The following is a 25212-nucleotide window of genomic DNA, read 5'->3' as shown; positions in this document are numbered from 1 at the left end:
GAGCTTAAGCTCACTGGGCTTTTCTTACGGCAGCAAACACTTGTCCTTCAAGCATATGCACAGCATTATTCAAATTCACGAACCAAATCTGCTGCACAGATTTCTGCACCTTCATCAGGGCTTTCATCTTTGCACCAATGACAATAGAAATGACCGAATTCAAAAGTACCCCGGCACGGGAACAGAAGAATTGAATTAAGGATTCATACCATTGCGCGACAGCTTCTGACATTCGGCCAGCCTCCCGTACAGTTGAATCGATCTTCATAGGATAACTTAATATCTTATTAAAGCTTGGTTATCCCGTCTATCCTATTATATTATAACATGCGCCAAAACTTGCATTCAATTGGTAACTGCCTGTGTAACCTTGCCCGCCATTTCATCTTGAAGAGCTTTCTTGGCCTTCTCCAACTGATCGTCGTTGATATAGACATAAGGGCTCTTCCACTCCCCGGTTACAGGCATGAAATGAACATTATCCTTGGAAATGTTCCAGTACGTCGCAATCATATCCTTCAATTGCTGGGACTCAAAATCTGTCTCCATATTCTTGCCTACCGCCTTAATAACATCAGCAGCTCCCATGACTCCATTGATCGACTTCGCTTGGTCGATTAAAGCATGAAGCACCTCATTCTGGCGGCGGTTCCGGTCGAAATCATCGGAGCCTTTCGTCTTCGGCTTACAGTTGGATTTGCGGTAGCGGACGTAGTCCAGCGCATCCTTCCCGTTCAAGTGGGCCGGTCCCTTCTTCAGGTTAATGTCGGTACCATCCGCCCGATCTCGGTAACACATGTTCATATCCACGTTCACGTCCACACCGTTAAGCGCGTCAACCACATCCCTGAATCCCTGGAAATTCAGAATGGTCACATAATCGATAGGCAGATCAAAGTAGTCCCCCATCAGCTTTTTCATCGTATCCCCAGCCTTTATCGGGTCCTTCGTATCCGCCAGAATATTCGGGTAGAACGAATTGATTTTGCCAGTTCCATAACCCTTGGCCTTAAAACGGGTATCCCTTGGCAGCGATACAATGGTGGCTGATTTCGTCTCTGGATTGAATGCGACCACCATGATGACGTCAGTCAGATGAGTCTTTGTTTCAGGACGGTAATCCGTACCCATGAGAAGCACAGTCAGCGGCTTGACTTTGGCCGACTTCTCGGCAGGCACTGTGTTGGAGGTTCCCGCATCATCGATCACTCGATTCAAGGTCAAATACAAATTACCAAGATATGCACCGACAGCCAGTACAGCCACAATGACAAGGATAAGCAGGACCCTAAGCCATTTGCGGCCTTTGCTTTTTTTCCTTTTATTTTGCGGGCGGCCTTTAGCCGTTCTTTGGCTTCCCTCTCTAGGGGGAAGACCGCTGGTTCTAGGATTCATGAATCAAAACACCTTTTTCCTGATCTGTTATAGCCTGCCCGCTTTATTCAGCGGGCGGGACTTGGGTTTGTTTCTTCTTCTGACGTCCTTCAACAAGATACCGGATCCGCACCATAAGCATCAGGACCACAGCTACAAACAGGCACTGGATAATCGGTAGTCTGAAGATCTGGAAGATCAGCAGCAAGACACAGCCGACCGCCATCAATACATAGAGTATTGCCTCTTTCCAGAGAGGCAGCTTATGCTGCGCACGGAACACTTTATTGTACACGTAGGCCACAAGTACAAAGATAATCAAATATGAAATGTACCAATGGTGTGAAAACCAGTCCTGCATGAGAACCCTCCTCGCGTGGTTGATCCGGTATCGAAATTACAGGTTAGCTTCAGCGTTCTTGCGGTGTTTCTCCGCACGTTCACGCTCACTCTTGTTCAGAATTTTCTTACGAAGACGAACCGACTTCGGTGTGATCTCACAATATTCATCGTCATTTAGGTACTCCAACGCTTGCTCCAATGACATCAAGCGTGGTGTCTTCATTTTAACTGTCTCTTCTTTGTTAGCGGAACGAATGTTATTAACCGCTTTTTCTTTACAGATGTTCACGACAATGTCGTTATCACGGGTATGTTCACCAACAATCATACCTTCGTAAATTTCCGCACCTGGCTCAACGAACAGAATTCCGCGATCCTCGATCGACAAAATACCATAAAGACTGGAGACCCCATTCTCACTCGATACAAGTACACCTTCATGACGTCCGCCCACTTGTCCGCCATGAAGCGGTCCGTAGCTGTCAAAAGCATGGTTCATAACCCCGTAACCACGGGTCAGTGTCAAGAAGTGTGTACGGTAACCAATCAGGCCGCGAGCCGGAATCAGGAATTCCAAGCGAATTTGTCCACTGCCTGTATTGATCATGTTCACCATTTCAGCTTTGCGTGAACCCAGGCTCTCCATAACAGCTCCCATGCTCTCTTCAGGCACATCAATCAACAGACGTTCGATCGGTTCCATTTTGACACCGTCAATTTCTCTGACGATAACCTCAGGCTTGGACACTTGAAGCTCATAACCTTCACGGCGCATATTCTCGATCAGAATACCCAGGTGAAGCTCGCCACGTCCGGATACGATAAATGCATCAGGGCTGTCTGTTTCATCTACACGCAAGCTCACATCGGTCTCCAGCTCTTTGAGCAGGCGTTCACGCAGCTTACGGGAAGTGACCCATTTCCCTTCACGTCCGGCAAATGGACTGTTGTTTACGAGGAACGTCATTTGAAGGGTAGGCTCGTCAATCTTGAGAACCGGCAGAGCTTCCGGATTGTTCGGATCGGCAATTGTCTCTCCGATATTGATATCCTTAATACCGGCAATCGCTACAATATCCCCAGCGCCTGCTTCTTCGATTTCCACACGGCGAAGGCCCTGGAAGCCGAACAGCTTCTCAATCCGCGCGGACTTCTTGCTGCCATCCCGGGTCATGACTGCTACAGGCTGGCCTTGACGGATAATCCCGCGGTTTACACGGCCGATCGCAATACGGCCAAGATACTCGTTATAATCCATCAGTGTAACGAGGAACTGAAGCGGCTGCTCCACGTTCTCAGTCGGAGACGGAATGTGTTCAATAATCGTTTCATACAGGGCCAGCATGTTGTCATCCTGTTTCTCCGGATCCAAGCTGGATGTTCCATTCAGAGCGGAAGCATATACAACCGGGAATTCAAGCTGATCGTCATTGGCTCCAAGCTCAATGAACAGGTCCAGTACTTCATCAATAACTTCAGCAGGACGTGCGGCAGGACGGTCAATCTTGTTCACTACTACAATCGGAGTCAGATTGGACTCGAGTGCTTTGCGGAGAACGAACTTCGTTTGCGGCATGCAGCCTTCATAGGCGTCAACAACCAACAGCACGCCGTCAACCATTTTCATAATACGTTCAACTTCACCACCGAAATCGGCGTGACCCGGAGTATCCACAATGTTAATCAGATAGTCCTTGTACGTAATTGCAGTGTTTTTCGCCAAAATGGTAATTCCGCGTTCTCTCTCTATATCGTTGGAATCCATAGCGCGCTCCTGCACAGATTCATGCTCCCGGAATATACCGGACTGCTGCAGCAGTTTATCGACTAGTGTTGTTTTGCCGTGGTCGACGTGGGCAATAATTGCGATATTTCGGATCTGATCTCTAGATTGCATGGTTGTTCTCCATATCCCTTCTGGTTCTATTTAATGTTCTTTCTCCTGTGGAGAAAGTTAATCATCATCAAAATAAGCGCCGGATCTATGAAGGCCGACGCTTGACATATCCCTTATATTATACGCAATATCACGGAGAATTCAAGAACTTCCACTCAGTCACCAGCCCCGGCGGCTTCTTCCACGTCCGGCAATCAGCCAGATTCCGCCGATAATCAGAACGAGGGCAAGCAGATAAATCACAGACAGCGACAGCAGCGTGATTCCATAAATCACAACCGTAATGGCCGTAAGAATAACCGCAATAAGAAAGACTCCCGCAGGTCTTGGAGATGACAGCAGATCATATTCAAACAGTCCGACAGCAATCCCGAGAATAAACAAAGGCCATACATAAGCCACTGTATTGCCTCCCGAGAAGTTGAGAATGAAGAACAGAATACCGTACACAGTCAATATGCCCCCAGGAACAAGCAGAACGGCGGAGCCTCTTCTTGCGAAGTACAGCAGGTGCAGCAGGATACCCGGGACAAGAATGATTAGCGGCCAGAGCGTAAAACCAAGAAAGCTGAAGACTCCCCATTTCCCCAGAAGAATGACGATACCGGCAGCAAGAATGAAAATTCCGGTAACCAGCTTGTTGTTCTCTGACATCCCACCACACACCTTTCCAAAAAAGTCCGAAGTAAGGACAAGCCGCAGCAAAAAGCGACAATGTCTCTACTCTTAGTGTAATAGAATATTGTAAAAAATTCCACTCTCCCCCTTCATGCGGAACATTTCTGCGAACACAGCAAAAAAGACCGGTGTCCACCGGTCCTTCGTTGTAATCATCGGGTCAAGCCCGCTGATGCTTTTGCTTCTTCAGCCATCCGATTCCTATGACCAATAAGGCCATGGCCATCGGCAGCATAGGCATAACGGCTGGCAGCAATGATCCGAGCACTGGTCCCAGCTTGGGATCATGAAGCACCATTTTTCCTGCTGTGTAGGCCAGAATGCCCGCTCCGGCATATACCAGCAGCGGAAAGCGGTGAAGCCATCCGGCAATAAGGTTGCTGCCCCATACCACAATCGGGATGCTGAGTGCGATACCAATAACGAGGATCGCCAGGTCGCCTTCCGCAAGCGCCGCGATCGCCAGCACGTTGTCCAGACTCATAATGAAGTCAGCGGCTAGAATCGTCTGAATAGACTTCCACAGTGTCGACGCTCCAGCAACTCTGGATTCATCTTCCTGCTCCAGAAGGAGCTTAAAGGCGATATACAGCAGCAGCAAACCCCCAGTCGCTTGAAGCAGCGGAATTTGCAGCAGAACAACAGCCACCCATGTTAAAATAATCCTCAGCACAACGGCTCCCAGTGCGCCGAGCCATACCGCCTGCTTCCTCTGCCGGAGCGGCAGGTTCTTGCTCGCCAATGCAATGACTACGGCATTATCGCCGCTTAATACCAGGTTCACCATCAGAATTTCTCCTAGCAACACAAGCGGTTCCACACGAACATCCCTCCCTTATTTATGTATGAGGGATAAGCCCAAGCTATTCCTTGATGTTGTCCCTTGCGTATGTGCAGGTTTTCCTGTTCCCGCTGAAAAAAGCACTCCATAAAGAAAACAGAACTCCTTAAAGAAAAAAGCAGGGGACCGGACAAATCCGGCCTCCTGCTGCTATTTTAATCCAATTTATTAATCTGCTTATAAATCCGGTAGACAATTACTGCTGCTTCAGCCCGCGTAGATAGAGCTGCTGGACGAAGGGTCTTGCCGTCTCCCTGTACAAGGCCTTCCTTAACTAGAGCCGCAATACTATCCACGGCATAAGCCGCTACGCTTGGAGCATCCTTAAAGCTCTTCAGGTTGGATGCACCGCCAGCTGAAACCTTTAACTCATTCGTGATTTTCAATGCTCTGGCTGCCAAAACCATCATATCCTGCCTGGATATCGGCGCATTCGGAAGGAACTTCTGATTTCCTGTTCCAGTAGTAATACCCAGCGTCTTGGCTGTTCCCAAAGCTTCATAATAATAAGCACCTTTGCTCACGTCCGTAAAGTTCGATTCAGCCTGCGCCTTTATGCCCAGCATACGGACGAGCAGCAGGACGAAATCGGCCCGGGTAATCCGGCTGTCAGGCTCGAAGGTGGTAGCTGAAGTGCCCTGGATAATCCCTTTGGATGTCAGCTCCTTGATCGCTTCGCTTGCCCATGCATGTCTGCTGCCAACATCTTTAAACTTACTCTGATTCTGTTCTGTTGGCTGTGTAACAACCGGATCTGGAACAGATGGCGTTGGGGTATCCGGCTTCTGTCCCGATGTGCTTCCACTTCCGCTGCTGCCGTTACCGCCTGAACCGCTATCCGTGCTTGAATGCCTTGGTGTGTACACAATCTTGACGTTGCTGATTCTGGACGAATTGCCGGCGGCATCATAAGCGATCACGTAATACTTGTAAGTTGCTCCTGCCTGGAGGCCGCTATCCCGGAAGTTCGTCTTTGATGTATCGGTAATCACCGTGTCGTTACGGTATACTTTGTATCCCTTGATTCCAAAGTTATCGGTGGATGGAATCCATTTCAGCTCAATCTCCGTCTGGGAAATCGCTTCAGCACGTTCCAAAGTAGGAGCGGTAGGAGCCTCCGTATCCTTGATAGACGGTGTCCACCAGTTTCCTGAGGCCACAATCATGCTCAGCAGACGAAGGTTATTGCCGAAGTATACATTCTCCTCTGTCGATGCTGCAGCATTGAAATCCCACAGCTTATTCAGCCATGCCTGGTTCGAGGTCGAGGAGTCGGTCATCGCGCTGACCAACAGCGGCGCACTGAAAGTAAGATCAGTCGAGTCATCGACTGGGGTGCCATTCAGCTTATACCCCGCCATAATCTTAGCCGGATCATTGTTGGTCTGCCCGCGTATCCAGCTGTTCATCTTGCCAAGCTGATCCTTGGCCCGTTTGTCTCCTGAAATCAAGTAATCAGTGCCGATACGCCAAGGAGTCCGGGAAGCATTATAGCTGTAATCCCCGTCATGCTCCGACTCAAGGAAAAACCCGCTTTCAGTATCCCATTTCTTCTCGCTAACCGGCTTGTATTTGCCGTCCACCGTGTCTTTGAAAGCAAAATCCGGCAGAAGTCCGGTTGAAGAACTGTATCCCTTATGGAGACTGTTAATCACGCTATAGGTCTTGTCAATGACCTTATCCCAGCGTTCGTCCCCTGTCACGATGCGGAAATCCTTCATATGCTGAAGCATGAAGTCAGACGGGCGTGTGGCATTGCCATAGATCGGATCGTTGTCGTCCACCCAATCGGCCAGCTTCAGTGTCCATTCGGTATGGTTCACATCACTTTCCATAATCGCGTTAATTACCTTCTTGGCCTCTTCCAGGTAATTGATCTCTCCCTTACTGCCCCACTGCTCATGGGCAAGCAGCAGCGAATAAGCAATGTCCATGTCCCCGTCAGTGGCTGAATCAGCCCCTTCGATATCGACAATCTTCCCCGCTGCCTTGTCATCTCCCTGCTTCCAGGCCATCAAGTCTTTGTTAATGCTGCTTGGGTGAGCCCGGAAATAGCGGTACATTCCGTCAAAATACTTCTTCGCCTCCGGATCGTGTCCCGCCATAATGGCCGTAATCAGCATGCCATAACCGTGAGCCTCCGAGACGGTAATGGAAATATCGTCCTCTTCGAACCAATCCCCGTCACTGTACCAAACATAATACTGATTTGGTTCATAAGGATTGGCTTTGAGATATTTCTTCTTCCATTCGTCATACAGCCTGGAGACCGTCGCATCCAGCTGTTGCTGAGACTGGTGATTCGGCTTGATTGCGCCTCCCGCATAATCCGTATGCTGCGGGAACGCCTTATTTGGTCCTTGACCAGAAGGAAGCTGTTTGGTTGTAACTTTAACACTGTTGCTTGCCAGCGATTCAATGCCTTCCGCGCTGTAAGCTTTGACCGTATAGGCATATTCCGTATTTGGGCTGAGTCCATAATCATTGAAGGAAGTTGTCTGGGACGAACCCACCTTCTCGTCGTTCCGGTATATATGATAGCCAACTGGCGCATTCACTCCCGCGGATGCCGTCCACTTCAGATCAATCTGGTACGGGGATACCGCAGTACCGTTCAGATTGGTTGGAGCTGAAGGAGGCTCCTGTTCCACAGGCCCTTCCTTAGTACTAACCTCAGTCGCATCCGAGTTCATTCTCGTGCCTACCGCTTTGATGTTGAAATCATACTTCTTATCCGGGTTAATATCCTTCACCGTCAAAATATACTCACTCTTCCCGGCAGCAGCAGGAATATATTCGCTCCAATGTGTCTTGACTTTATCAGACTTCTCATAAACCCTAAAGCCTCGCACGGGTTCCTTGCTGTCCGCAGGCATCTTCCAGGTCAGCACGGCCTCATTGCCTTTTACTTGAACCTTGGCTTCCGCTACCCGATCCGGCTTCACATCTGTTCTCTTGACACCATACTTGTCGTAAGCAGACAAGCCGTTACCCACAGTATCCGCCTTGCCTTCGTCCTCTACCGCTGCGGTATAAGCGGTAAATTTGAGCACTTCCGGGGAAATGGACACATCCGTGAACATTTTCTTCTCCGGCTGCTCGTCAATAGCGGCAAAATAGTCGTTATAAGGAATTGGCTTGCCGTCTGGACCCTTAACTTCTTCCGGTTCACCGTCTTCCCCTGGCTTATACTGATTATTCTTATAGTAGAATTTGTTACCGAACGCATTCGACATCAGGTAAATGGTTCCCTTAGGGTTAACCGCGTTGCCCTCGTTGTCGAACTCCAACTGGTCTTTAGGAATAACCTGGTCGTTATACATTTGGAACGATCTCATGTACATGTGGTCATGGGCTTCAAACACCATATCAATGCCCATCTCATCAAAAGCAGGAATCAGATATTTCTTGTAGAACTGAATCCGGTCGTCTTCCCACTGGGCCGAGTTGTCTCCGGCCGCATAAGGGCTCTTATGAAATGCGACAAACTTCCATTTCTTATCACTGCGGGCCACCGTATTCTTCATCCACGCTACCTGGTCCCAGAATTCATTATCGGCCCACTTGATGCTTTTGCCGTCCTCATTCAACTGTCCAGCGTATTGGGAATTAAAGACCATATAAAGCGCATCCCCATATTCAAATGAGTATACGGACCCTTTATGGGTTCCCTTAACAACTTGTTTAGGAACATTGAAGTGATGGTAAAAGTTATCGTTTGGCGTCGTCTCATCCCCGTCATAATCCTGGATTTCGTGTCCGCCAAGCACCGGGACAAATGGCACGTTGAGCAGCTCTTTCTGGGCGGCGCCCAGCATCCACTGCCACTGCTCTTCAAGATCCCCGTTGTCCACCAAATCTCCGGCATTAATCAGGAATTTAGGATCGCCGATGAACTCCCTGGCTTTCCTGAACGTATCGCCCCACGGCTGGAAATCCTCTTCACTGGAGGCTTGGGAGTCTGACCCAGCAATGAACCGGTAAGACTGGTTCTCCTGGGTATCTGTCTTGAAGGAGCCAACTTCACTCCATTCTTTCCCGTCACCAACTCTGAACCGGTAAGAGGTACCCGGCTTCAACTTGTCGGCAACGGCCTTGTGGCTGATAAATTTAACTTTCTTATCCTCTTCCCTGTCCTTCTTGGACATGAAGGTTTCAATTTCTTCCGCCGTGCCAGTATAAGATGAAGCCTTCTCAGGGAAGCTTTCCCCCTTCATTTGATCTGCTTCAACGACTTGAACGGTCGTACCTGTCATCTTGTCGGTATACCAGGCAAACGCCATGCTGGTCTTCGGATCGCCGTTCAGAGTCATATTCACCGACTTCGGCATAAGCGGAGAATCCTGAACCTTGAACGTCCAAGTGATATCTTTTTCCAAAGCCACACCATCTGTGCCTTTAACAGCATCTTTAGAAATTTGCACAGTATAGGACCGGCCATAAGCCAATTTCGGCTCGGCACTTTCCAAAGTATGCTGATTGATTACCGACGGCTTGAGTTCTTGGACTGTTTTATCCTGCTCGTCTGTAATTTTAACCTTGGCGTCTTCGCTGACCGCAATAGATTTATTGAACTTGACCTGAATTGGACCTTGTATACTCGCATGGGTGCTCCCAGCCTTCGGAAGCTGCCACAGATTCAGGGTAGGATGAAAGAGCTCAACATCCGGGATACGTTCACCGCTAATGCGGATATCCTTGATCCGACTGGAACCTGACCCTCCAATCCCGTCTTCTTCCTCACTGGTGCTTGCATCTGATGCAACAACCCAGCGGATGTAGATCAGATTCTGGTCTTCAATACCTGGAAGAGGAAGATTGTTAAGCTTGCATGTGTCATCAGGACAATTAAAACTGGACTTAACCATCTTCAGTGTGCTGTTAGGAACGTCCTGCCAATTCTTCTGATCCGTACTCGTCTGTACCTTGAAGTCCCTTGGACCGGAGCCCGAGGAATTCTGAACGGAGGACAAGGTTAGATTGCGGAAACCTTTGGTTGACAGCACGGCTAACCAATACTTCGTATCCTTGGAATCCCGCCAGCTCTGGTAACTGAGCGATTTCTCACTCTTATCATAATACTCGAAGGTACCCCCTACATTGGTGAAGTACGCTGAAGGTCCATACTCCCCGGAAGTTGCGGGGAACACGCCATGTTCTCCCTCATCCTTGAACTGCCATGCCGCAACAATTGACTGCTCTCCCGGAGTTGCGGCAACTGCTGTACTTCTGTCTTCTTCAGCGCGTACAACGCCTGCCATGCTCGACATAACCAGCACAAGCGCCATAAGCGCACAGAGCACTCTGTTTCGTTTCCATTTGTTCATAGACCTCATAGCCATCCATTTCCCTCTCTTCTTATACAGAATGTCCCCCATAATGACTGCTTGAATCTTCCTCTTCTTACACCTGCACAGAGACTGAGTCATGTGAGAAACCAAAAGGTGCAAGGCGAGGATCTGGCAGATAAATAGCTGCTGCCAAGACGTTCAAATTAACAAAAGTTAAAGCGCTTTTACATTTTGTCCACATCACCCCTATAAATTTTACAGTAACTTGACACTGAATTAACAAAATTAAAGCGCTTACACATTTATACCTTACTTCAGCCTATATCTTTTTGTCAATTTAGAAAATTAAATTTCTTCATTCTTTATCTGCTTCCAATTTGATCAGGTAAACGATAAAATAATTGAGTTAAAGGCAAAATAAGCGGGATTCACTTTCCCCCGCCTAGTCATACCAAGATTATTTCGTGTAATCCCCACGTTTTGAATCTTTTTGGTTAAGTATAGCGTATATAACATCGAAGGAAGTGACTTAAGTTGGAATTGTTCAGTGCGGCATTTTTCATCTCATTAATCAATATTATTTTTATCGATTTGATTCTCGCAGGGGATAACGCGATTGTCATTGGAATGGCTGCAAGGAAGCTGCCCCATTCCGTTCAGAAGAAGGCCATCCTATACGGGACGGCAGGGGCTGTAATTCTGCGGATTGCTGCTACTTTAGTGGTGGTATGGCTGCTTAACATCCCTTGGCTTCTTGCAGTTGGGGGATTACTGCTAATATATATCTCCTACAAAGTGCTGACGGACGAAGGCGATCACGATTCTGTAAAGGCCCAGACTTCCCTGTGGCCAGCGGTTCGAACCATTGTTATCGCAGATGCCGCCATGGGGCTGGACAATGTTATTGCCGTAGCCGGTGCTTCCGGTCAGCACATGGTTCTTGTGGTTATCGGGCTGCTTATTAGCGTGCCTATCGTGGTTTGGGGCAGCACTCTATTCATTAAACTGCTCAACTTATTTCCATGGATCGCTTATTTGGGTGCAGCAGTCCTGGCTTATACCGCGGCTCATATGATCACCACCGAGCCTAAGCTGGCCGCAGTATTTGTGGACAAGCCCGTGATCAGCTTCGCATTTATTATCCTCATCGTAGCCGCCGTCCTGGTTATCGGGCATTGGAGGAAGAAACAACAACGCTCCAGCGGCAAAAAACCGCATTCTGATCCAGCGACCCATTCATAACAGCAGGCCATCGGAAAGAGGCTGTCCCGGGATCATCTTAGGATGATTTTGGGACAGCCTCTTGTTATTTGCACAGTGCTTAAATATGACTAATTCTCTGCTAGAACCAATCTTCCTGAATGCCTGTGCCCCCAGTCTGTACCGGCTGTTCCCCCGGATGAAGCACAAGGGTCTTCGTGCCTGAGATTGCGGCTTTGATTTCCCTGTCTAGATCAGGCGAGGATGACTCAATCTTCTCTACGATCCGCAGGTTCGGATTGGTGGAAGGAGATTTCGGCACGAACAGGGTGCAGCAGTCCTCGTAAGGCAGAATCGACAAATCGTAGGTGCCAATCTCACGCGACAATTCGATAATCTCTGATTTGTCCATCATGATCAGCGGTCTTAACAGAGGGAGCTCTGTAGCCCGGCCGATCACATTCATGCTTGGCAGAGTCTGGCTGGCCACTTGTCCCAGACTGTCCCCGGTTACAAGCGCCAATGCCCCGTGCTGCTCCGCCAGTCCAGTGGCAATCCGCAGCATAGCCCGGCGCATCAAAGTAATCATAAGCCCTTCCTGCTTCGACTTGGCTAGGAGCGTCTGCACCTCTGTGAACGGAACCAGGTGCAGCTTAATCTGGCCCGAGTAAGTCGACAAGACATGTGCCAGCTGGATCACTTTCTCCTCGGCCTGCTTGCTTGTAAAGGGATAGCTGTGGAAATGGACACACTCGATCTCCAGACCCCGGCGCATGGCTGACCATCCCGCTACCGGACTGTCAATGCCTCCTGACAGCAGCAGCATCGCTTTGCCATTTGTACCAAGGGGATATCCTCCAGCCCCAGGAATAATTTCGCTGAAGAGGTACGTCTGATCCTCCCGGACTTCGACCCTAAGCTCAACCTCCGGTTCATGGACATCCACCTTTAAGGTCCCTATCTCCCGCAGAAGCGGCCCGCTGACCAGCTTGTTAATTTCATTGGAGAGATGAGGAAACCCTTTCCACACCCTCCTGGCATTGACCTTAAACGTTGTACCCTCTGGCAGGTTCAAACGGGTGACAAAGTCCTTTGCGGTTTCTATAATTTTATCCAGTTCTGATCCGGTCACCACTACAGGACTGATCGATGCGATCCCAAATACCTTCTTAAGCTCCTTAATCAGGCTTTCCGCCGACTCTCCTCCAAGGGAAATATAGAACCTTCCGAACTCCTGACGCAGTGAAGCGCCCGGATACAATTCAAGCAGTGCCTCAATATGGTTCATGGCCGCTTTCTCAAACCGTCTCCGGTTCTTCCCTTTAATCGCCATCTCACCGAAACGCAGCAGCAATAAATCATAAGTCATCATTAAAAGTCAAAATCCACCTTTCAAAGCTTTAAGCCGGCTTACGGCTGAGGTTAGTACATCAATCAGAAGCTGGATGTGATGCGCGGTGTGTTCTTCTCCGAAGCTGATCCGAATACCACTGGTAGCGGCTGCTTCTCCGGCGCCCATAGCCAGCAATACACGGCTTGGCTCTGCTGACTTGGAAGAGCAGGCTGATTTGGTGGAAACCATGAACCCGGCTTCTTCCAGCATATGCAGCAGAGCCTCGGCCTTCATTCCCGGATAGGAGAAGCTGACAATATGCGGTGCTCCGTCTTGAACCGGAGAATTAAGCACCAGCTCCGGGATTTGCTGAATCCCGCTGACCAGCTGCTCCCGCAGATGCCGAAGCTGTTTTGCCCTAGCCTCGATATGTTCCCCGGCCATCCGCACGGCCTTGGCCATGCCCACAATCAGGGGAACATTTTCAGTCCCTGCCCGCAGGCCTCTTTCCTGCCCTCCCCCGGACAGAAGCGGAAATAAGGACACGCCGTCTTTTATATATAAGAGCCCTACGCCTTTAGGCCCTCTAATCTTATGAGCAGATAGGCTGTACAGATCAATCCCGCATGATTGCAGGGACAACGGGACCTTGCCGTATCCTTGGACGCCATCGACATGAAACAGCACCTTCGGCCGGGTACTCTGGAGAGCCCTGCCGATCTCCTGAATCGGCTGGATACTTCCGGTTTCATTGTTCACATGCATGACGGATACCAGGATTGTATCGGGCTGGACAGCCTCCAAAACTTGCTTAGCCGTTACTGTCCCATCATGGCCGACCGGCAGAAAAGTAACGTCAAACCCCAGGGTTTCGAGCTGCTTCGCACTCTCATATACGGACGGATGTTCAATCTCAGTCGTTATAATATGTTTCCCCCGGCTTCTATATTGCAGTGCAGCTCCCTTTAGAGCCAGATTGTTGCTTTCTGTAGCCCCTGAAGTAAAGATGACTTCTCTCGGCTGTACACCAAGAGAGGCCGCGCACACTTCCCTTGCTCTTCTCAGCAGCTTCCCGCCCTCAAGTCCCGGCTGATGCAGGGAGGACGGATTACCGTAATGCGCCTTCATGACTTCGTAAACTGTACGGATTACCTCTTCACTGGGCGGGGTTGCTGCGGCATGATCGAAATAATACATCTGAAATCCCCCCTCATCCCTCTATTGTAACAGATTTCGAATCCTGCTGGAAAAGCACAAAAAAGAGCGCTCCAGTCTTGGAACGCCCTGCTTGCTATAAGTCGTCATGCCTCATATTTGGCACGAGCCCGTTCTATCTTGGTAATATATTTCTGAGTCTCCGTCGGCAGCAGATGAAGCTTCTCCATAAGCTCCTGATCGTTAGAGATGCCCAGCTTTCTCAGTGTTCCCGGACCCGCATTATAAGCGGCCATCGCTGTGTTGATATTCCCGTTATACCGTTTGAGCTGGTAGGAAATATATTTGGTTCCCCCATCGATATTCTGAGCCGGGTCAAAAGAATTGCTCACCCCAAGCCCCTGGGCAGTTCCATCCATAAGCTGCATCAACCCTTTAGCCCCCGCGGAAGACAGCGAGTTCGGATCAAAAGAAGACTCCGTATCAATCACCGCCTTAATGAGCGACTCCGGTACACCATAGTCCCGGCTGGCCTTGCTGATCAGCTCATTATAAGCGGTGGGCTTAGAGGTGTGATCCACATTCGGGTTGGATGCGCTTGGACTTACCGGAGATGATCCGGAAGCAGTAGCGGTACCGCTACTGCTTCCCGACTCTTCAGTGGAGAGCCCCTCTGTATTCGTCTTAAGAAGCTGCCACAATTGGCCATTAACCGAGATGACCGCGCCGGTATCCAGAGCCGAATTGTACTGATCCACAGAAGAACTGATGGAGTCCGTCTGCATTAATTGCTGTAACACTAAATTAAAGGCGGAATCGGTTCCACCTGTGGTAGATGTACTCTGTAACGCGGTTCCTTGCAGATCGATTCCGCTCATCAATTGCAGATCAATCAACTGTTTGGCGGTACGCGGATCTATTTGCATTGCTTTTTGCTCCTCATCTTGTCCATTAGATATTTATTCCAACTTAATTTTACACGTACTATGGAAACATAACCAGTATTTTGGTAAAAAAAACAGGCTCTGTCCTTTATATCGGACAGGGCCTGCGAATATTTGAGATCAGTTCGGAGATTTCTTTTAACGTGTAAATGGAATCAAGACAAAGTAACTTAGTGTCGCAATGATGCCAAGTCCAGCAGCCCAGGCGCCCGCGGTTCTTCTTCCTTGACTGTAAGCATAGAAGCCAAGGATCGCGGCGATCGGCCCCAAAATAATGGACCAAATAAACATGGATGCGATCCCGAGAGCCACTCCAATATAGCCTGCTGTACGTCCAGCCGTATTATCAGTCTGTGCGGTTGTTCCTTGGCTGCGGGAAGTGGTGTCCCGCTTGCCATTGGTGCGCGAAGCCGGAATATACGTGGTTCCTGGTGCAATGTCCGCACCATACTCCTCACGGTGAGCCCGGCGCGGATAATCGGAAGTAGGTCCAGGGGTGTTATATAACTCTGCAAACGTCCCCTTGCTGCGGGGGGTGGTATCTTGCTTGTCCTTGGCGCGCGACGTGGTTCCCGAAGAAATATCCGAACTATACTCCTCTTGGTGTGTCTGACGCGGATAATCTACGCGGTTCGTACTTGACGTGCTCTTTGACTGCTCATCGTCTTTGATTTGTTTTGGATAATCACTCATGCTACGCACCTCCGTAAGTTACCTAATTTAGGATGACTTCGATTTCGGTTTAAACGTATGACAGCAGGTGGACGCGGAAGTTCGTGCCGCATCCCGGTGCTCAGAGTCAAACGTCTCGCCTGCATACTCCTCACGGTAATTTGCAGCCGCATGCTGATCAATGTCAATCATAATCAAATCGGCTTTACAAACGTTTTTTTCACCCCAATAATGGCAGTTTGAGACACTGCATTTCACTATGGGCTTTTCGCCATTTGGCATATTGATCACCTCAGACTACATTTTCTCCTGAGCCCGAATGCCCTATACGGCAGGCGTATTGTCAATTCAAAGCAAAAAAAAGATACCTGTGCAGGTATCTTCGGCGGTTCATCTTAAGATAAGTTGTCCCTAGGCATTATTGCGCTGCATGCGGCGCTGTGTTAAATAATCACTTTCATAAAACGTGAGGTCATCACGGAGGTCTTCATATACTTTGGTTACATCCAATACGACATCACGTGCTGCGCGGACCGGCTTCTTGCGGAAACGAATAGCGTCTTGTCCGGTGTAGGCATAACGTCCATCTTCAGAGTAACTTTCATTTTTAGGATAGAAGAAGCTGTTCACGCAATCATGATATGCGCTGTATAGCACTTTCTCAGCGGCTTCTTTGTCAAAAGTAGCCCGGCGAAGTACAGTCCCCAATTTCTCATAAACAACTTCCGAGTTAACCAGAAGATGGCGCAAGTCTGTCAAAAATCCTTTGGCAAAACGGATGGATTCTTCATCCTGTTCGGGTGCAAGCTGCGCAAGTGAGTGTTCGTTCAAAAACTGTTCCAGCGTAGGAATGGCAATTTTGAGTTTCTCTTTCGCGGTTTCACAAAGTTGTTGGACATTGGTTTCAGGCATACAAACTGTTCTCCTTCCGTTCTGTCAAGCAAGAGCTTGGGTACAACACAGTAATGGTAATTGTGTCTAAATCATAGTATCACAAAACCAATCAAAACGATATCCTTTCTTGTCCCGAATCTCTTAATTATTCATGGATTCCCAGGCAATTCCTCCTCCCAAGATAAGCTCGGAAGAATAAAACATGGTGAGGTTCCTAACGCTATAGGAAGACCCACTTTTTGCCCGAAGAAGAAGGAGGCTTTGTGCCCTTATGTCAAAACGCAAATGGATTGCTGCTGGAGTTACCGGAGCCGCGGCTATTCTCGCTATCTCAATGTTTCCGTCCCGAACAACAGACAAAGCTCCGATCAAACAGGCGGAGATCGCATCCCCGCATCAGGAGCACCGCCTTAAGCAGCATCTGCTTCAGAGAGATATGACGGCTACAGACCGCATTGTAAGGCATGATGCAAGGCAGCATACCAAGGAAATGAGCAGAAAGTTCGGAAATTCAACCCCCAAGGAAGCCAGGACCTATATCCGAAAGCTTCAGGATGATCACAAGCACTTGTTGTCCGTCGTTTGGATCGGAAAGAATCGGGAGCAGGAACTTGGGCATTCAGATTTCCCCCGGGGCAGCAAAGAAGAACATCAATTGAAGTCCTACGTCCAACTGGCCAAATATTCGCTGGATAAGGGCCGCTCTTATGAATCCCCTGCGTTCCCTGCGGATAATCCCCGGTATTTTGTTACCGCGGAGCCTGCACGCGAATCGAAGCAAGGAGTAATTGCCCTATTTAGTCTGGATATCCTGGATAAAGTAAAAAGCCATCAGCGGAAGAACCTAAGGTTAATCCCGTATCCTAAAGAAGGACGTTATAAGATGGAATCCTTCAATACCGATACGCTGAAAGATACCACGGTTAGAACCGGTCAAGACAACGAAAAAGCCAGCCATTACTACGAGAATGAGGTCGTCGTGACGTTCAGACAGCCTCCAACCCGCGAGGAATTAAGGCAAATCCGCAAGGACCTAAGGAGCATAATTCCTTATCAGAAAATAAACAACACATACATTTTCCATGCAGATGGAAAGAACATGAGTGAGCTCAAGTCGTATTTCATCTCAAAATGGAATCCGCTGTATGTGGAGCCCCATTATCTGTATTTGACAAATACATCATCTGCTGCTCAGGCTGAATCCTTGGAGGATACCCCTGAGGTGCCCAATGATCTATTATACTCGGAGTATCAATGGAACTTGCCTATTATCGAGACAACCCGCGGCTGGAAGCTGACCAAAGGAAAAAGTGACGTGGTGGTCGCCGTAGTGGATACCGGTGTGGACCTTAAGCATCCGGACCTAAAAGGCAGATTACTTCCGGGCTACAATGTGATCTCCCCAAGCAATAAACCTATGGACGACGTCGGTCATGGCACCCATGTGGCAGGCATTATCTCCGCACAGGTGAATAATAACGAGGGAATTGCCGGGATGACCTGGGGGAATAAGGTTCTCCCTGTTAAAGCGCTCGATTCCTCCGGTTCAGGCACCACCTATTCTGTAGCTCAAGGCATCGTCTGGGCAGCGGATCACGGTGCCAAGGTCATCAATCTCAGTCTTGGCAACTATGCGGATGCCCAATTCCTGCATGAAGCGATCAAATATGCTTTCAACAAAGACGTGGTCATTATTGCAGCAACCGGAAATGATAATACGGAAAGACCCGGGTATCCCGCGGCATATCCCGAGGTGCTGTCCGTTTCGGCGACGGATGCCAGCATGAACAGGGCATCGTTCTCCAACTACGGGGATTACATTGATGTCATGGCGCCGGGTGAGAGCATTGCAAGCACCTATCCAAACAACCAGTATGCCGCCTTATCCGGAACTTCAATGGCCACGCCGCACGTATCCGCACTGGCTGCGTTAATCCGCTCGATTAATCCAGACCTCCGCAATACGGAAGTCATGGACATCATCCGCAAAAATGTCATTGATCTGGGGAACCCCGGACGTGATAAATACTTTGGCTTTGGGCAGATCGATGTTCTATCGGCGCTTCAGGCGGCAGGTGTTAATTCCTCCCCGCTGCAGCTGTGGCCCCAGTTCATGGAGAACAGGCTGAACACCATTACGGGCCAAAGAGTTCATTAACAAACAAAAGAAGCCTCCGATCCAAAAGCAAATGGGTATCTGCTCATGGATCGGGGCTTCTTATTTGGTGTTACTGTAGTAGTTATGGAAAGTCTTCCGTAAGCCGGGTTCTGTGCTCTTTGGTGGTTCAGACGGGAACTACCCTCCCACTACAAGCGACAATCATCTATCTAGGCCGTACATTGCTGCACAGCTCAAGCGACCAACCCAGACGCGCCTCGGGCAAAGGCTGCCTCTTCGCAAGCGAGGAAGCTGCGTCCCATTAGGTCTTGCTCCAGATGGGGTTTACCAGGAACGAAGTCACCAACGCTCCTCGGGGTCTCTTACACCTCGGTTCCATCCTTGCCTGATCCGTTCCTATAGAACGGCCATCGGCGGTCCATTTCTGTGGCACTATCCTTCGGCTCGCGCCGACTGGACGTTATCCAGCATCCTGCCCTATGGAGCCCGGACTTTCCTCCCGCAAGACAAGCTTGCCGGCGATTGTCTGTCAAACTTTCCAAAGCAACACTTGATAGTATACAAGGATTTCAGGGGCGGCACAACCCCCAAATCGATCCCTCTTTTAACGGGAAATGGCATTTCAGAGCTTTACGCCTACATAAATTGAAATGGCTCCGTATTTACGCCAGACACGTGCACCTCAGTCTGATATTTGGCTTCACCCAGCCTATCCTCAAGCCACGCAGCCACCTTATCCTTCATAATTTTCTCGGCATGATGTCCCGGATCAATAAGTGCAATTCCTGCCGCAAGCGCATCCTGGGCAGTATGGAAATCCACGTCTCCCGTCACCAGCACATCCGCCCCGCGGAACTGCGCCTGCTTCCAGTATCTTCCGCCAGAACCCCCAAGAACAGCCGCTTTGCGGACAAGACGGTCCAAATCTCCAACCACGCGCACGTGGTCTACCTTCAAGGCCGCTTTCACCCGATCCACAAACTCTCTAAGCTGAACAGGTTCTGATAGCTTGCCGGTTCTCCCAAGACCAAGAGTTCTGCCTTTCAGATCCATCGGATACAAGTCATAAGCCACTTCTTCATAGGGATGATTCTTAAGCATAGCCTGGATCACTTTGCTGCGGATACTGTTAGGAACCACCGTCTCGATCCGGATTTCTTCAGCACGTTCCATCTTCCCCTGCTCACCTATAAAAGGATCGGTGCCTTCCTGTGGCACAAACGTACCGTATCCCTCAATATTGAAGCTGCAGTGGCTGTAGTTGCCAATCGCACCTGCACCCGCGTTCAAGACCGCGTCCAGAACCTGCTTGTGGTGTGACTTTGGCACAAACACAACCAGTTTATACAGCTTGTCGGTATGTACATTCTCCAGAGAATCGGAAGCTTCGATCCCCAGCGCTTCAGCCATCCAATCGTTCATGCCACCCTCGGTCACATCCAGATTCGTATGGCTGATATATACGGCGATATCGTTCTTGATCAGCTTCTCATACAGCCTGCCTGCCGGTGTATCCGTCTGAAGCTGCGCCAGCGGACGAAAAATAATGGCATGATGCGCAATGATCAAATCGACCTTGAGGGCAATCGCCTCGTCAACTACCGCTTCCGTCACATCCAGAGTGACAAGCACCTTCTTGATCTCTTTCTGAAGTGTCCCGAGCTGCAGGCCGATTTTGTCGTCCGGTACCGCAACGTGCTTGGGAGCTAACTGCTCCATCATCTGAACTACAGTTTGTCCTTTTGCATACATGCCAAAATCTCCTTCCACTGTTCAATTTGAAGCCCAAGTTCCTCTGCCTTGATGCGGGAAGCTTCAAGTTCAGACTTAGATATCTGACGCCGTACTTTTTCAAGCTTCTCGATCTCCGAAGACCATTTGTCGAAAAATACCGCATCAGGCCGCTCGCTAAGCCATGGACCCATAAGCAGCAGCCTTTCTTTCGTAAGCTGCTGGCCGCACCCCGGAAGCGGCCTGTCCGTATAAAGCTGCCGGTTCAAGTCCCCCGCCTGCCCGGTTCTGTCAGCTGTAAGCACCTCGTAGATCTTGCCGTCTTCTTCAAGAATGGATTCAGATGACAAATACCAATCCTGTTCCAGCAGCCACCTGCGCACCAGATCCTCGCCGACATTCGGCTGGAGAATAAGCCGCTCAACCCCATCCAGCTTGGACATCCCCTCGGAGAGGATGGAGACAATAAGAGCCCCGCCCATTCCGGCAATGGTTATGACGTCAACTTCTCCTGGAGCGATAACCTCCAGCCCGTTGCCTTTACGTACCGATATTCGCTCCTGCAACCCAGACGAATGAACCTGACGCTTCGCAGCTTCAAGAGGTCCGTCATTCACTTCACCGGCAACCGCAAACACAGCCTTTCCTTTCTTCAGAGCGGCTACAGGAAGCAGCGCATGGTCTGAGCCGATATCTGCGAACCGGCACCCTTCGGGAAGCTGATCGCAAATTTGTTGTAATCTTGCTGATAATTTCATTTAAACACCCACACAATCCATTTTTTTCGCAAAACAAACAGCAATATAAAGGCAATCACAATTTTAAGCAGACATAATAATACCATACCATGCACAGAGCTTTGTCTCATTAGAAGCATATCCGCTTCGGGCATGAACCAAACTGTAATCCCCACCGCAAAGAACACAGGAGCCATCCGCTTGATCCGGTGATGAGCCAACCAGCACAGCCACACCATGACGACACTCAGTGGAAGCCAGAACAACTGCATCATCGGCCACGAGGCATCTGGATGAATTTTTCCAAACATGACACCATACAGAAGAATGAAGCATACAAAACCACAGTAATTAAGAATGCCTAAATTCAGGAAATATCCGGCAAGCCACCAGATCAAACCGCATACACCAACTAGACCTGCAATGCCGCCAGGGGACAGCCAATCCTGAAGCCACAACGTCCAAGCCCCAAGCCCTAATAAGATAACGCTGCCACCAGACGCTGTTAGAAGCGCAGCCACTTTCCTACGTGGTCTAAATACGGCCGAGAAACTATAACAAATCGAAGTTACCAGCAAGGCGATCGCCATTTGCAATGGCCAGGGAAAAAGGCTAAAATAAAACCCAATAAAGAAAATCAAGGAAATAATTCCAAATCCAAGAAACCAGGTCTTCAGGCTTCCTTGTTGAATCGAGTTAATGGAGAAGGTCCTGCGCGCGGCCTGAGCGGCCTGCTCTTGGTACAGATTTTCAAGGAAATCACAGTACTGCTCTGGCAGCAGTCGGCTTGTCCGCCAGTACTCGATTTCATTTAATATGATCTCGCGTCTTTCCGAATTCAAAAGTCCCTAACCTCCACATACACAGCGAATAAGATACTGCCCTAATTATAGTTGACCCTGACCAAGAAAAAAAGACCTGTCTGCTGTTGCAGAAAGGTCTCAGTCTTAAGCCGCTTATTCCAGGAAATCCTTCAGCCGCTTACTCCGGCTTGGATGGCGCAGCTTCCGGAGCGCCTTGGCCTCAATCTGGCGGATTCTCTCCCGGGTTACACCGAACACCTTCCCGACTTCCTCCAGTGTCCGGGTTCGTCCGTCATCAAGCCCAAAGCGGAGACGAAGCACGTTCTCTTCCCGCTCTGTGAGCGTATCCAGTACGTCCTCAAGCTGCTCCTTCAGCAGTTCATACGCAGCTGCGTCAGCAGGAGCCAAGGCTTCCTGATCTTCAATGAAGTCCCCCAGATGAGAATCATCCTCTTCCCCGATCGGCGTCTCCAAGGACACAGGTTCTTGGGCAATCTTCATAATCTCCCGAACCTTCTCCACACTAAGCTCCATCTCAGCTGCGATCTCTTCAGGCGAAGGCTCACGTCCAAGCTCCTGCAGCAGTTGCCTGGAGACCCGAATCAGTTTGTTGATAGTCTCAACCATGTGTACCGGGATCCGGATCGTCCTTGCCTGGTCCGCTATTGCCCGGGTAATGGCTTGTCTGATCCACCATGTCGCATACGTGCTGAATTTAAAGCCTTTCTTGAAATCGAACTTCTCGACGGCTTTGATGAGTCCCATGTTTCCCTCCTGGATCAAATCCAGGAAGAGCATTCCGCGCCCCACATAACGTTTGGCTATACTTACGACCAGACGAAGATTAGCCTCGGCCAGCCGGCGTTTAGCCTCCTCGTCCCCTTCTTCAATACGCTTGGCAAGCTCAATCTCATCGTCTCCTGACAGAAGAGGAACCCGACCGATTTCTTTCAGATACATACGGACCGGGTCATTAATCTTAATGCCTGGAGGCAGGGACAAATCATCATCAAAGTTAAAATCGTCCTTATCTTCGCGTTCACGATCATGATCATCACCAGGCCGGGAGATCAATTCCTCATCACTCTCGTTCGTTACATCAATGCCGAGATCTCCTAGCTGCTCGAAGAACTCATCCATTTGCTCAGGGTCTTGATCAAACGGGGATAATTTCTCGACAATCTCCTTATAGGACAAAGACGACCTCTTTTTGCCTTTCTCAATTAGCTGATCCTTTGCCTGATCCAGCGTAAGTTCTGTTTCTAGTTCAGCATGCTGATCCTTTGCCATACCCTTGACTCCCTCCTCCCTAGAAACATGCCTGCTACTTCTCATTCATCTGTCTCTCTAGGGCTATAATCTCACTTGCGATTTGAGCGGCACCCATAAAGTCACCTGCGCGTTCAGCAGAGACCATCTGTTCCTTCTTGCGCTCAATGTCCTGCCTAATAGGGTATTTACGAATCTCCCGGATACAGTCATCAAGTTCCTGAACCGTCCACTCCTGCGGTGTCTCCATCATGGCAATGGAGCTGACCGTCTTCTCAAGCCGGTCATCATGCAAAGAAGCGATGAAACGGCTCGCGTCCGGGGTCTTTCCCTGTGCATAATAGGCGTATAGATAAGCAGCAACCGCTGCATGATCATCAATATTAAAGCTGTCACCAAGGTGCTGGTTAACATAAGTGGCAACCTCATCATTCTGAAGCATAAATGACAACAGCCTGCGCTCAGCGGCATGATAAGCCGGTAGCAGTACAGGAGCCTGTACCTGCCCTTTTTTATGCCTACCATTATTCCACGTTTTGGGGTTATTATCCCCGTCCTGCTGCTTTTTTTGCATATCGGTGCGGAGCTGATTGCATTCCTGCTTCAAGCTATCGAATGAAACCTTGAGTTCAGCAGATAATTCCTTTAAATAAATCTCCCTCTCTGTGGGAGAAGCGATGGGTGCGATCACCTCAAGAGCCTCTTTAATATAAGGAACCTTGGCTTCCTCGTCCGCTCCGGGCGTTATATAGTTTTTTTTCAAGTTTATAAGCTTAAATTTGATGGATGAAACACTACCCTCGATAATCTGCCGCATAAATCGTTCAGGCCCATACTTCTGGATGAACTCATCGGGATCCAGCCCCTCGCTGAGCAGCGAGATTCTGACGTGGAAGCCTGCATTCTCCAGAATCGGAATACTCTTGAGCGCTGCTGCTTGTCCGGCGTTATCCCCGTCATAACAGACCACAACTTCATCCGCCAGATTCCGGAGTATGGCCGCATGGCTCTCGGTCAAAGCCGTCCCCATCGTTGCCACACCGTTATGAACCCCCGCTTCGGAAGCACTGATGACATCCCCATAACCTTCAAACAATACAATTTGGCCTGTTTTGCGTATGGCTGTCTTGGCTTGATGCAGGTTATACAACGTCCTGCTCTTGCTGAACAGCTTGCTCTCAGGTGAGTTCAGGTATTTCGGCTGGCCTTCCCCAAGGATCCGGCCCGCAAACGCAATGACCTTACCAGTACGGTTATGAATCGGGAATATGACCCTGTCCCGGAATCGGTCGACATAACCTGTCCCGTCTTGTTTTGCGGCCAGCAAACCGCCTTTCTCCATCAGGCTGAGATCAAATGATCTTTTATCCAAAAACTGGACGAGTGTGTCCCAGCGTGCAGGAGCATAACCGATTTGAAATTGGTCAATAACCTTGTCAGTGAAGCCTCTTGCTTTCAAATATTCCATTGCGGGCTTGCCATGCTCCGTATTCTTCAGCAGAAAATGATACAGCTTGGCGCTCCACTCATGGGCCTGGAGCAGCGCTTCAAGCTCAGGATTCCGGGGAGTCGGATCCGCACCCGCCGCATCCTTAAACGGAATATTGGCATCTTCCGCCATAATTCTGACGGCCTCAGGAAACGTCAAACCCTCGATTTCCATTCTGAACTTAATCGCATTCCCGCCTATACCACAGCCATAGCAATGAAAAATCTGCCGTTCAGGTGTTACTGTAAAAGACGGCGTCTTCTCCGAATGGAAAGGACAGAGTCCCTTCAAGTACTTCCCCTGCTTGGTGAGATGAACATGCTTGCTGACGGTATCAACAATATCATGCTGCTTCAGCACGGATTCAATGATTTCTTCCGGAATGGTTCCCCGTCCGGTACTCATCTTAACCACCTTCATCTCTATATGTGGAGTGAACGCGT

The 25212-nt window shown here is 49.4% G+C and carries 19 protein-coding genes, 1 other RNA gene and 1 pseudogene; 2 read left to right on the top strand and 19 right to left on the bottom strand.

The window, feature by feature from the left end:
* Positions 1 to 10: 10 nt before the first annotated feature.
* From BN6628_RS08080 to BN6628_RS08050, 7 genes are all read right to left on the bottom strand, one after another.
* A complete protein-coding gene (locus BN6628_RS08080) occupies positions 11 to 232 on the bottom strand; it encodes a hypothetical protein (RefSeq protein ID WP_068616308.1) in 222 nt (73 codons plus the stop codon).
* Positions 233 to 345: 113 nt separating this feature from the next.
* Complete coding sequence (locus tag BN6628_RS08075) at positions 346 to 1395, bottom strand: LCP family protein (protein ID WP_068616305.1); 1050 nt, start codon at positions 1393 to 1395, stop codon at positions 346 to 348.
* Positions 1396 to 1438: 43 nt separating this feature from the next.
* Positions 1439 to 1735 (bottom strand): YlaH-like family protein, encoded by a 297-nt coding sequence (locus BN6628_RS08070; RefSeq protein WP_068616302.1) that lies wholly within the window; start codon positions 1733 to 1735, stop codon positions 1439 to 1441.
* 36 nt (positions 1736 to 1771) lie between these two features.
* Positions 1772 to 3613, bottom strand: coding sequence for a translational GTPase TypA (typA, locus tag BN6628_RS08065; RefSeq protein WP_068616299.1), 1842 nt, complete (start codon positions 3611 to 3613; stop codon positions 1772 to 1774).
* A 159-nt stretch (positions 3614 to 3772) separates the two neighbouring features.
* Complete coding sequence (locus BN6628_RS08060) at positions 3773 to 4267, bottom strand: hypothetical protein (protein WP_068616297.1); 495 nt, start codon at positions 4265 to 4267, stop codon at positions 3773 to 3775.
* A gap of 184 nt (positions 4268 to 4451) precedes the next feature.
* Complete coding sequence (locus tag BN6628_RS08055; protein ID WP_068616295.1) at positions 4452 to 5111, bottom strand: TerC family protein; 660 nt, start codon at positions 5109 to 5111, stop codon at positions 4452 to 4454.
* Between the two features lie 176 nt (positions 5112 to 5287).
* Positions 5288 to 10459: a glycosyl hydrolase family 8 gene (locus BN6628_RS08050; protein ID WP_235847599.1), complete on the bottom strand. Its 5172-nt coding sequence runs from the start codon at positions 10457 to 10459 to the stop codon at positions 5288 to 5290.
* Positions 10460 to 10957: 498 nt separating this feature from the next.
* Between BN6628_RS08050 and BN6628_RS08045 the strand changes: the two genes are divergently transcribed.
* Positions 10958 to 11665: a TerC family protein gene (locus tag BN6628_RS08045; protein ID WP_068616291.1), complete on the top strand. Its 708-nt coding sequence runs from the start codon at positions 10958 to 10960 to the stop codon at positions 11663 to 11665.
* A 100-nt stretch (positions 11666 to 11765) separates the two neighbouring features.
* On the opposite strand, the gene thiI is transcribed toward BN6628_RS08045, so the two are convergent.
* The 6 genes and pseudogenes from thiI to BN6628_RS08020 all read right to left on the bottom strand — a co-directional run bounded on the left by thiI (position 11766) and on the right by BN6628_RS08020 (position 16639).
* Entirely contained in the window at positions 11766 to 12992 is a 1227-nt protein-coding gene (gene thiI, locus BN6628_RS08040) for a tRNA uracil 4-sulfurtransferase ThiI (RefSeq protein WP_068622090.1), read from the bottom strand.
* A 9-nt stretch (positions 12993 to 13001) separates the two neighbouring features.
* Entirely contained in the window at positions 13002 to 14153 is a 1152-nt protein-coding gene (locus BN6628_RS08035) for a cysteine desulfurase family protein (protein WP_068616289.1), read from the bottom strand.
* A 104-nt stretch (positions 14154 to 14257) separates the two neighbouring features.
* Positions 14258 to 15037 carry a lytic transglycosylase domain-containing protein gene (locus tag BN6628_RS08030; protein ID WP_068616287.1) on the bottom strand — a complete coding sequence of 260 codons (780 nt, stop codon included), beginning with the start codon at positions 15035 to 15037 and terminating at the stop codon, positions 14258 to 14260.
* A 156-nt stretch (positions 15038 to 15193) separates the two neighbouring features.
* Positions 15194 to 15400, bottom strand: a pseudogene (locus tag BN6628_RS26940) (hypothetical protein); the annotation flags it as partial.
* Positions 15401 to 15775: 375 nt separating this feature from the next.
* Positions 15776 to 16009 (bottom strand): DUF1540 domain-containing protein, encoded by a 234-nt coding sequence (locus BN6628_RS25575; protein WP_082927092.1) that lies wholly within the window; start codon positions 16007 to 16009, stop codon positions 15776 to 15778.
* A 129-nt stretch (positions 16010 to 16138) separates the two neighbouring features.
* A complete protein-coding gene (locus BN6628_RS08020) occupies positions 16139 to 16639 on the bottom strand; it encodes a DUF3907 family protein (protein ID WP_068616284.1) in 501 nt (166 codons plus the stop codon).
* A 253-nt stretch (positions 16640 to 16892) separates the two neighbouring features.
* Here BN6628_RS08020 and BN6628_RS08015 point away from each other — a divergent pair, with 253 nt between their 5' ends.
* Positions 16893 to 18779, top strand: coding sequence for a S8 family peptidase (locus BN6628_RS08015; RefSeq protein WP_068616280.1), 1887 nt, complete (start codon positions 16893 to 16895; stop codon positions 18777 to 18779).
* Between the two features lie 84 nt (positions 18780 to 18863).
* Here BN6628_RS08015 and rnpB read toward each other — a convergent pair.
* From rnpB to dnaG, 6 genes are all read right to left on the bottom strand, one after another.
* Positions 18864 to 19278, bottom strand: an RNA gene (gene rnpB, locus BN6628_RS08010) — RNase P RNA component class A.
* A 98-nt stretch (positions 19279 to 19376) separates the two neighbouring features.
* A complete protein-coding gene (locus tag BN6628_RS08005; protein ID WP_068616278.1) occupies positions 19377 to 20492 on the bottom strand; it encodes a Nif3-like dinuclear metal center hexameric protein in 1116 nt (371 codons plus the stop codon).
* Positions 20468 to 21229, bottom strand: a complete 762-nt coding sequence (locus BN6628_RS08000; RefSeq protein WP_068616275.1) for a tRNA (adenine(22)-N(1))-methyltransferase — start codon at positions 21227 to 21229, stop codon at positions 20468 to 20470. The genes BN6628_RS08005 and BN6628_RS08000 overlap by 25 nt, the downstream gene beginning before the upstream one ends.
* Positions 21226 to 22050 (bottom strand): hypothetical protein, encoded by an 825-nt coding sequence (locus BN6628_RS07995; protein WP_068616273.1) that lies wholly within the window; start codon positions 22048 to 22050, stop codon positions 21226 to 21228. Before BN6628_RS07995 ends, BN6628_RS08000 begins: the two co-directional genes overlap by 4 nt.
* A 114-nt stretch (positions 22051 to 22164) precedes the next feature.
* The gene (rpoD, locus tag BN6628_RS07990) at positions 22165 to 23301 is read right to left on the bottom strand and encodes an RNA polymerase sigma factor RpoD (RefSeq protein WP_068616271.1); all 1137 of its coding nucleotides are present in this window, start codon (positions 23299 to 23301) and stop codon (positions 22165 to 22167) included.
* Between the two features lie 34 nt (positions 23302 to 23335).
* Entirely contained in the window at positions 23336 to 25174 is a 1839-nt protein-coding gene (gene dnaG / locus BN6628_RS07985) for a DNA primase (protein WP_068616269.1), read from the bottom strand.
* Between the last annotated feature and the right edge of the window lie 38 nt (positions 25175 to 25212).

Source organism: Paenibacillus tuaregi, assembly GCF_900086655.1.
GTDB classification, from domain to species: domain Bacteria; phylum Bacillota; class Bacilli; order Paenibacillales; family Paenibacillaceae; genus Fontibacillus; species Fontibacillus tuaregi.
This window is presented reverse-complemented; position numbering and strand designations above follow the sequence as displayed.

Bases quoted from the DNA above. Each gene is read 5' to 3' on its own strand.
- BN6628_RS08080 (WP_068616308.1), bottom strand. From the start codon at position 232: ATGTCAGAAGCTGTCGCGCAATGGTATGAATCCTTAATTCAATTCTTC.
- BN6628_RS08075 (WP_068616305.1), bottom strand. From the start codon at position 1,395: ATGAATCCTAGAACCAGCGGTCTTCCCCCTAGAGAGGGAAGCCAAAGA.
- BN6628_RS08070 (WP_068616302.1), bottom strand. From the start codon at position 1,735: ATGCAGGACTGGTTTTCACACCATTGGTACATTTCATATTTGATTATC.
- typA (WP_068616299.1), bottom strand. From the start codon at position 3,613: ATGCAATCTAGAGATCAGATCCGAAATATCGCAATTATTGCCCACGTC.
- BN6628_RS08060 (WP_068616297.1), bottom strand. From the start codon at position 4,267: ATGTCAGAGAACAACAAGCTGGTTACCGGAATTTTCATTCTTGCTGCC.
- BN6628_RS08050 (WP_235847599.1), bottom strand. From the start codon at position 10,459: ATGAACAAATGGAAACGAAACAGAGTGCTCTGTGCGCTTATGGCGCTT.
- thiI (WP_068622090.1), bottom strand. From the start codon at position 12,992: ATGACTTATGATTTATTGCTGCTGCGTTTCGGTGAGATGGCGATTAAA.
- BN6628_RS08035 (WP_068616289.1), bottom strand. From the start codon at position 14,153: ATGTATTATTTCGATCATGCCGCAGCAACCCCGCCCAGTGAAGAGGTA.
- BN6628_RS08030 (WP_068616287.1), bottom strand. From the start codon at position 15,037: ATGCAAATAGATCCGCGTACCGCCAAACAGTTGATTGATCTGCAATTG.
- BN6628_RS25575 (WP_082927092.1), bottom strand. From the start codon at position 16,009: ATGCCAAATGGCGAAAAGCCCATAGTGAAATGCAGTGTCTCAAACTGC.
- BN6628_RS08020 (WP_068616284.1), bottom strand. From the start codon at position 16,639: ATGCCTGAAACCAATGTCCAACAACTTTGTGAAACCGCGAAAGAGAAA.
- BN6628_RS08015 (WP_068616280.1), top strand. From the start codon at position 16,893: ATGTCAAAACGCAAATGGATTGCTGCTGGAGTTACCGGAGCCGCGGCT.
- BN6628_RS08005 (WP_068616278.1), bottom strand. From the start codon at position 20,492: ATGTATGCAAAAGGACAAACTGTAGTTCAGATGATGGAGCAGTTAGCT.
- BN6628_RS08000 (WP_068616275.1), bottom strand. From the start codon at position 21,229: ATGAAATTATCAGCAAGATTACAACAAATTTGCGATCAGCTTCCCGAA.
- rpoD (WP_068616271.1), bottom strand. From the start codon at position 23,301: ATGGCAAAGGATCAGCATGCTGAACTAGAAACAGAACTTACGCTGGAT.
- dnaG (WP_068616269.1), bottom strand. From the start codon at position 25,174: ATGAGTACCGGACGGGGAACCATTCCGGAAGAAATCATTGAATCCGTG.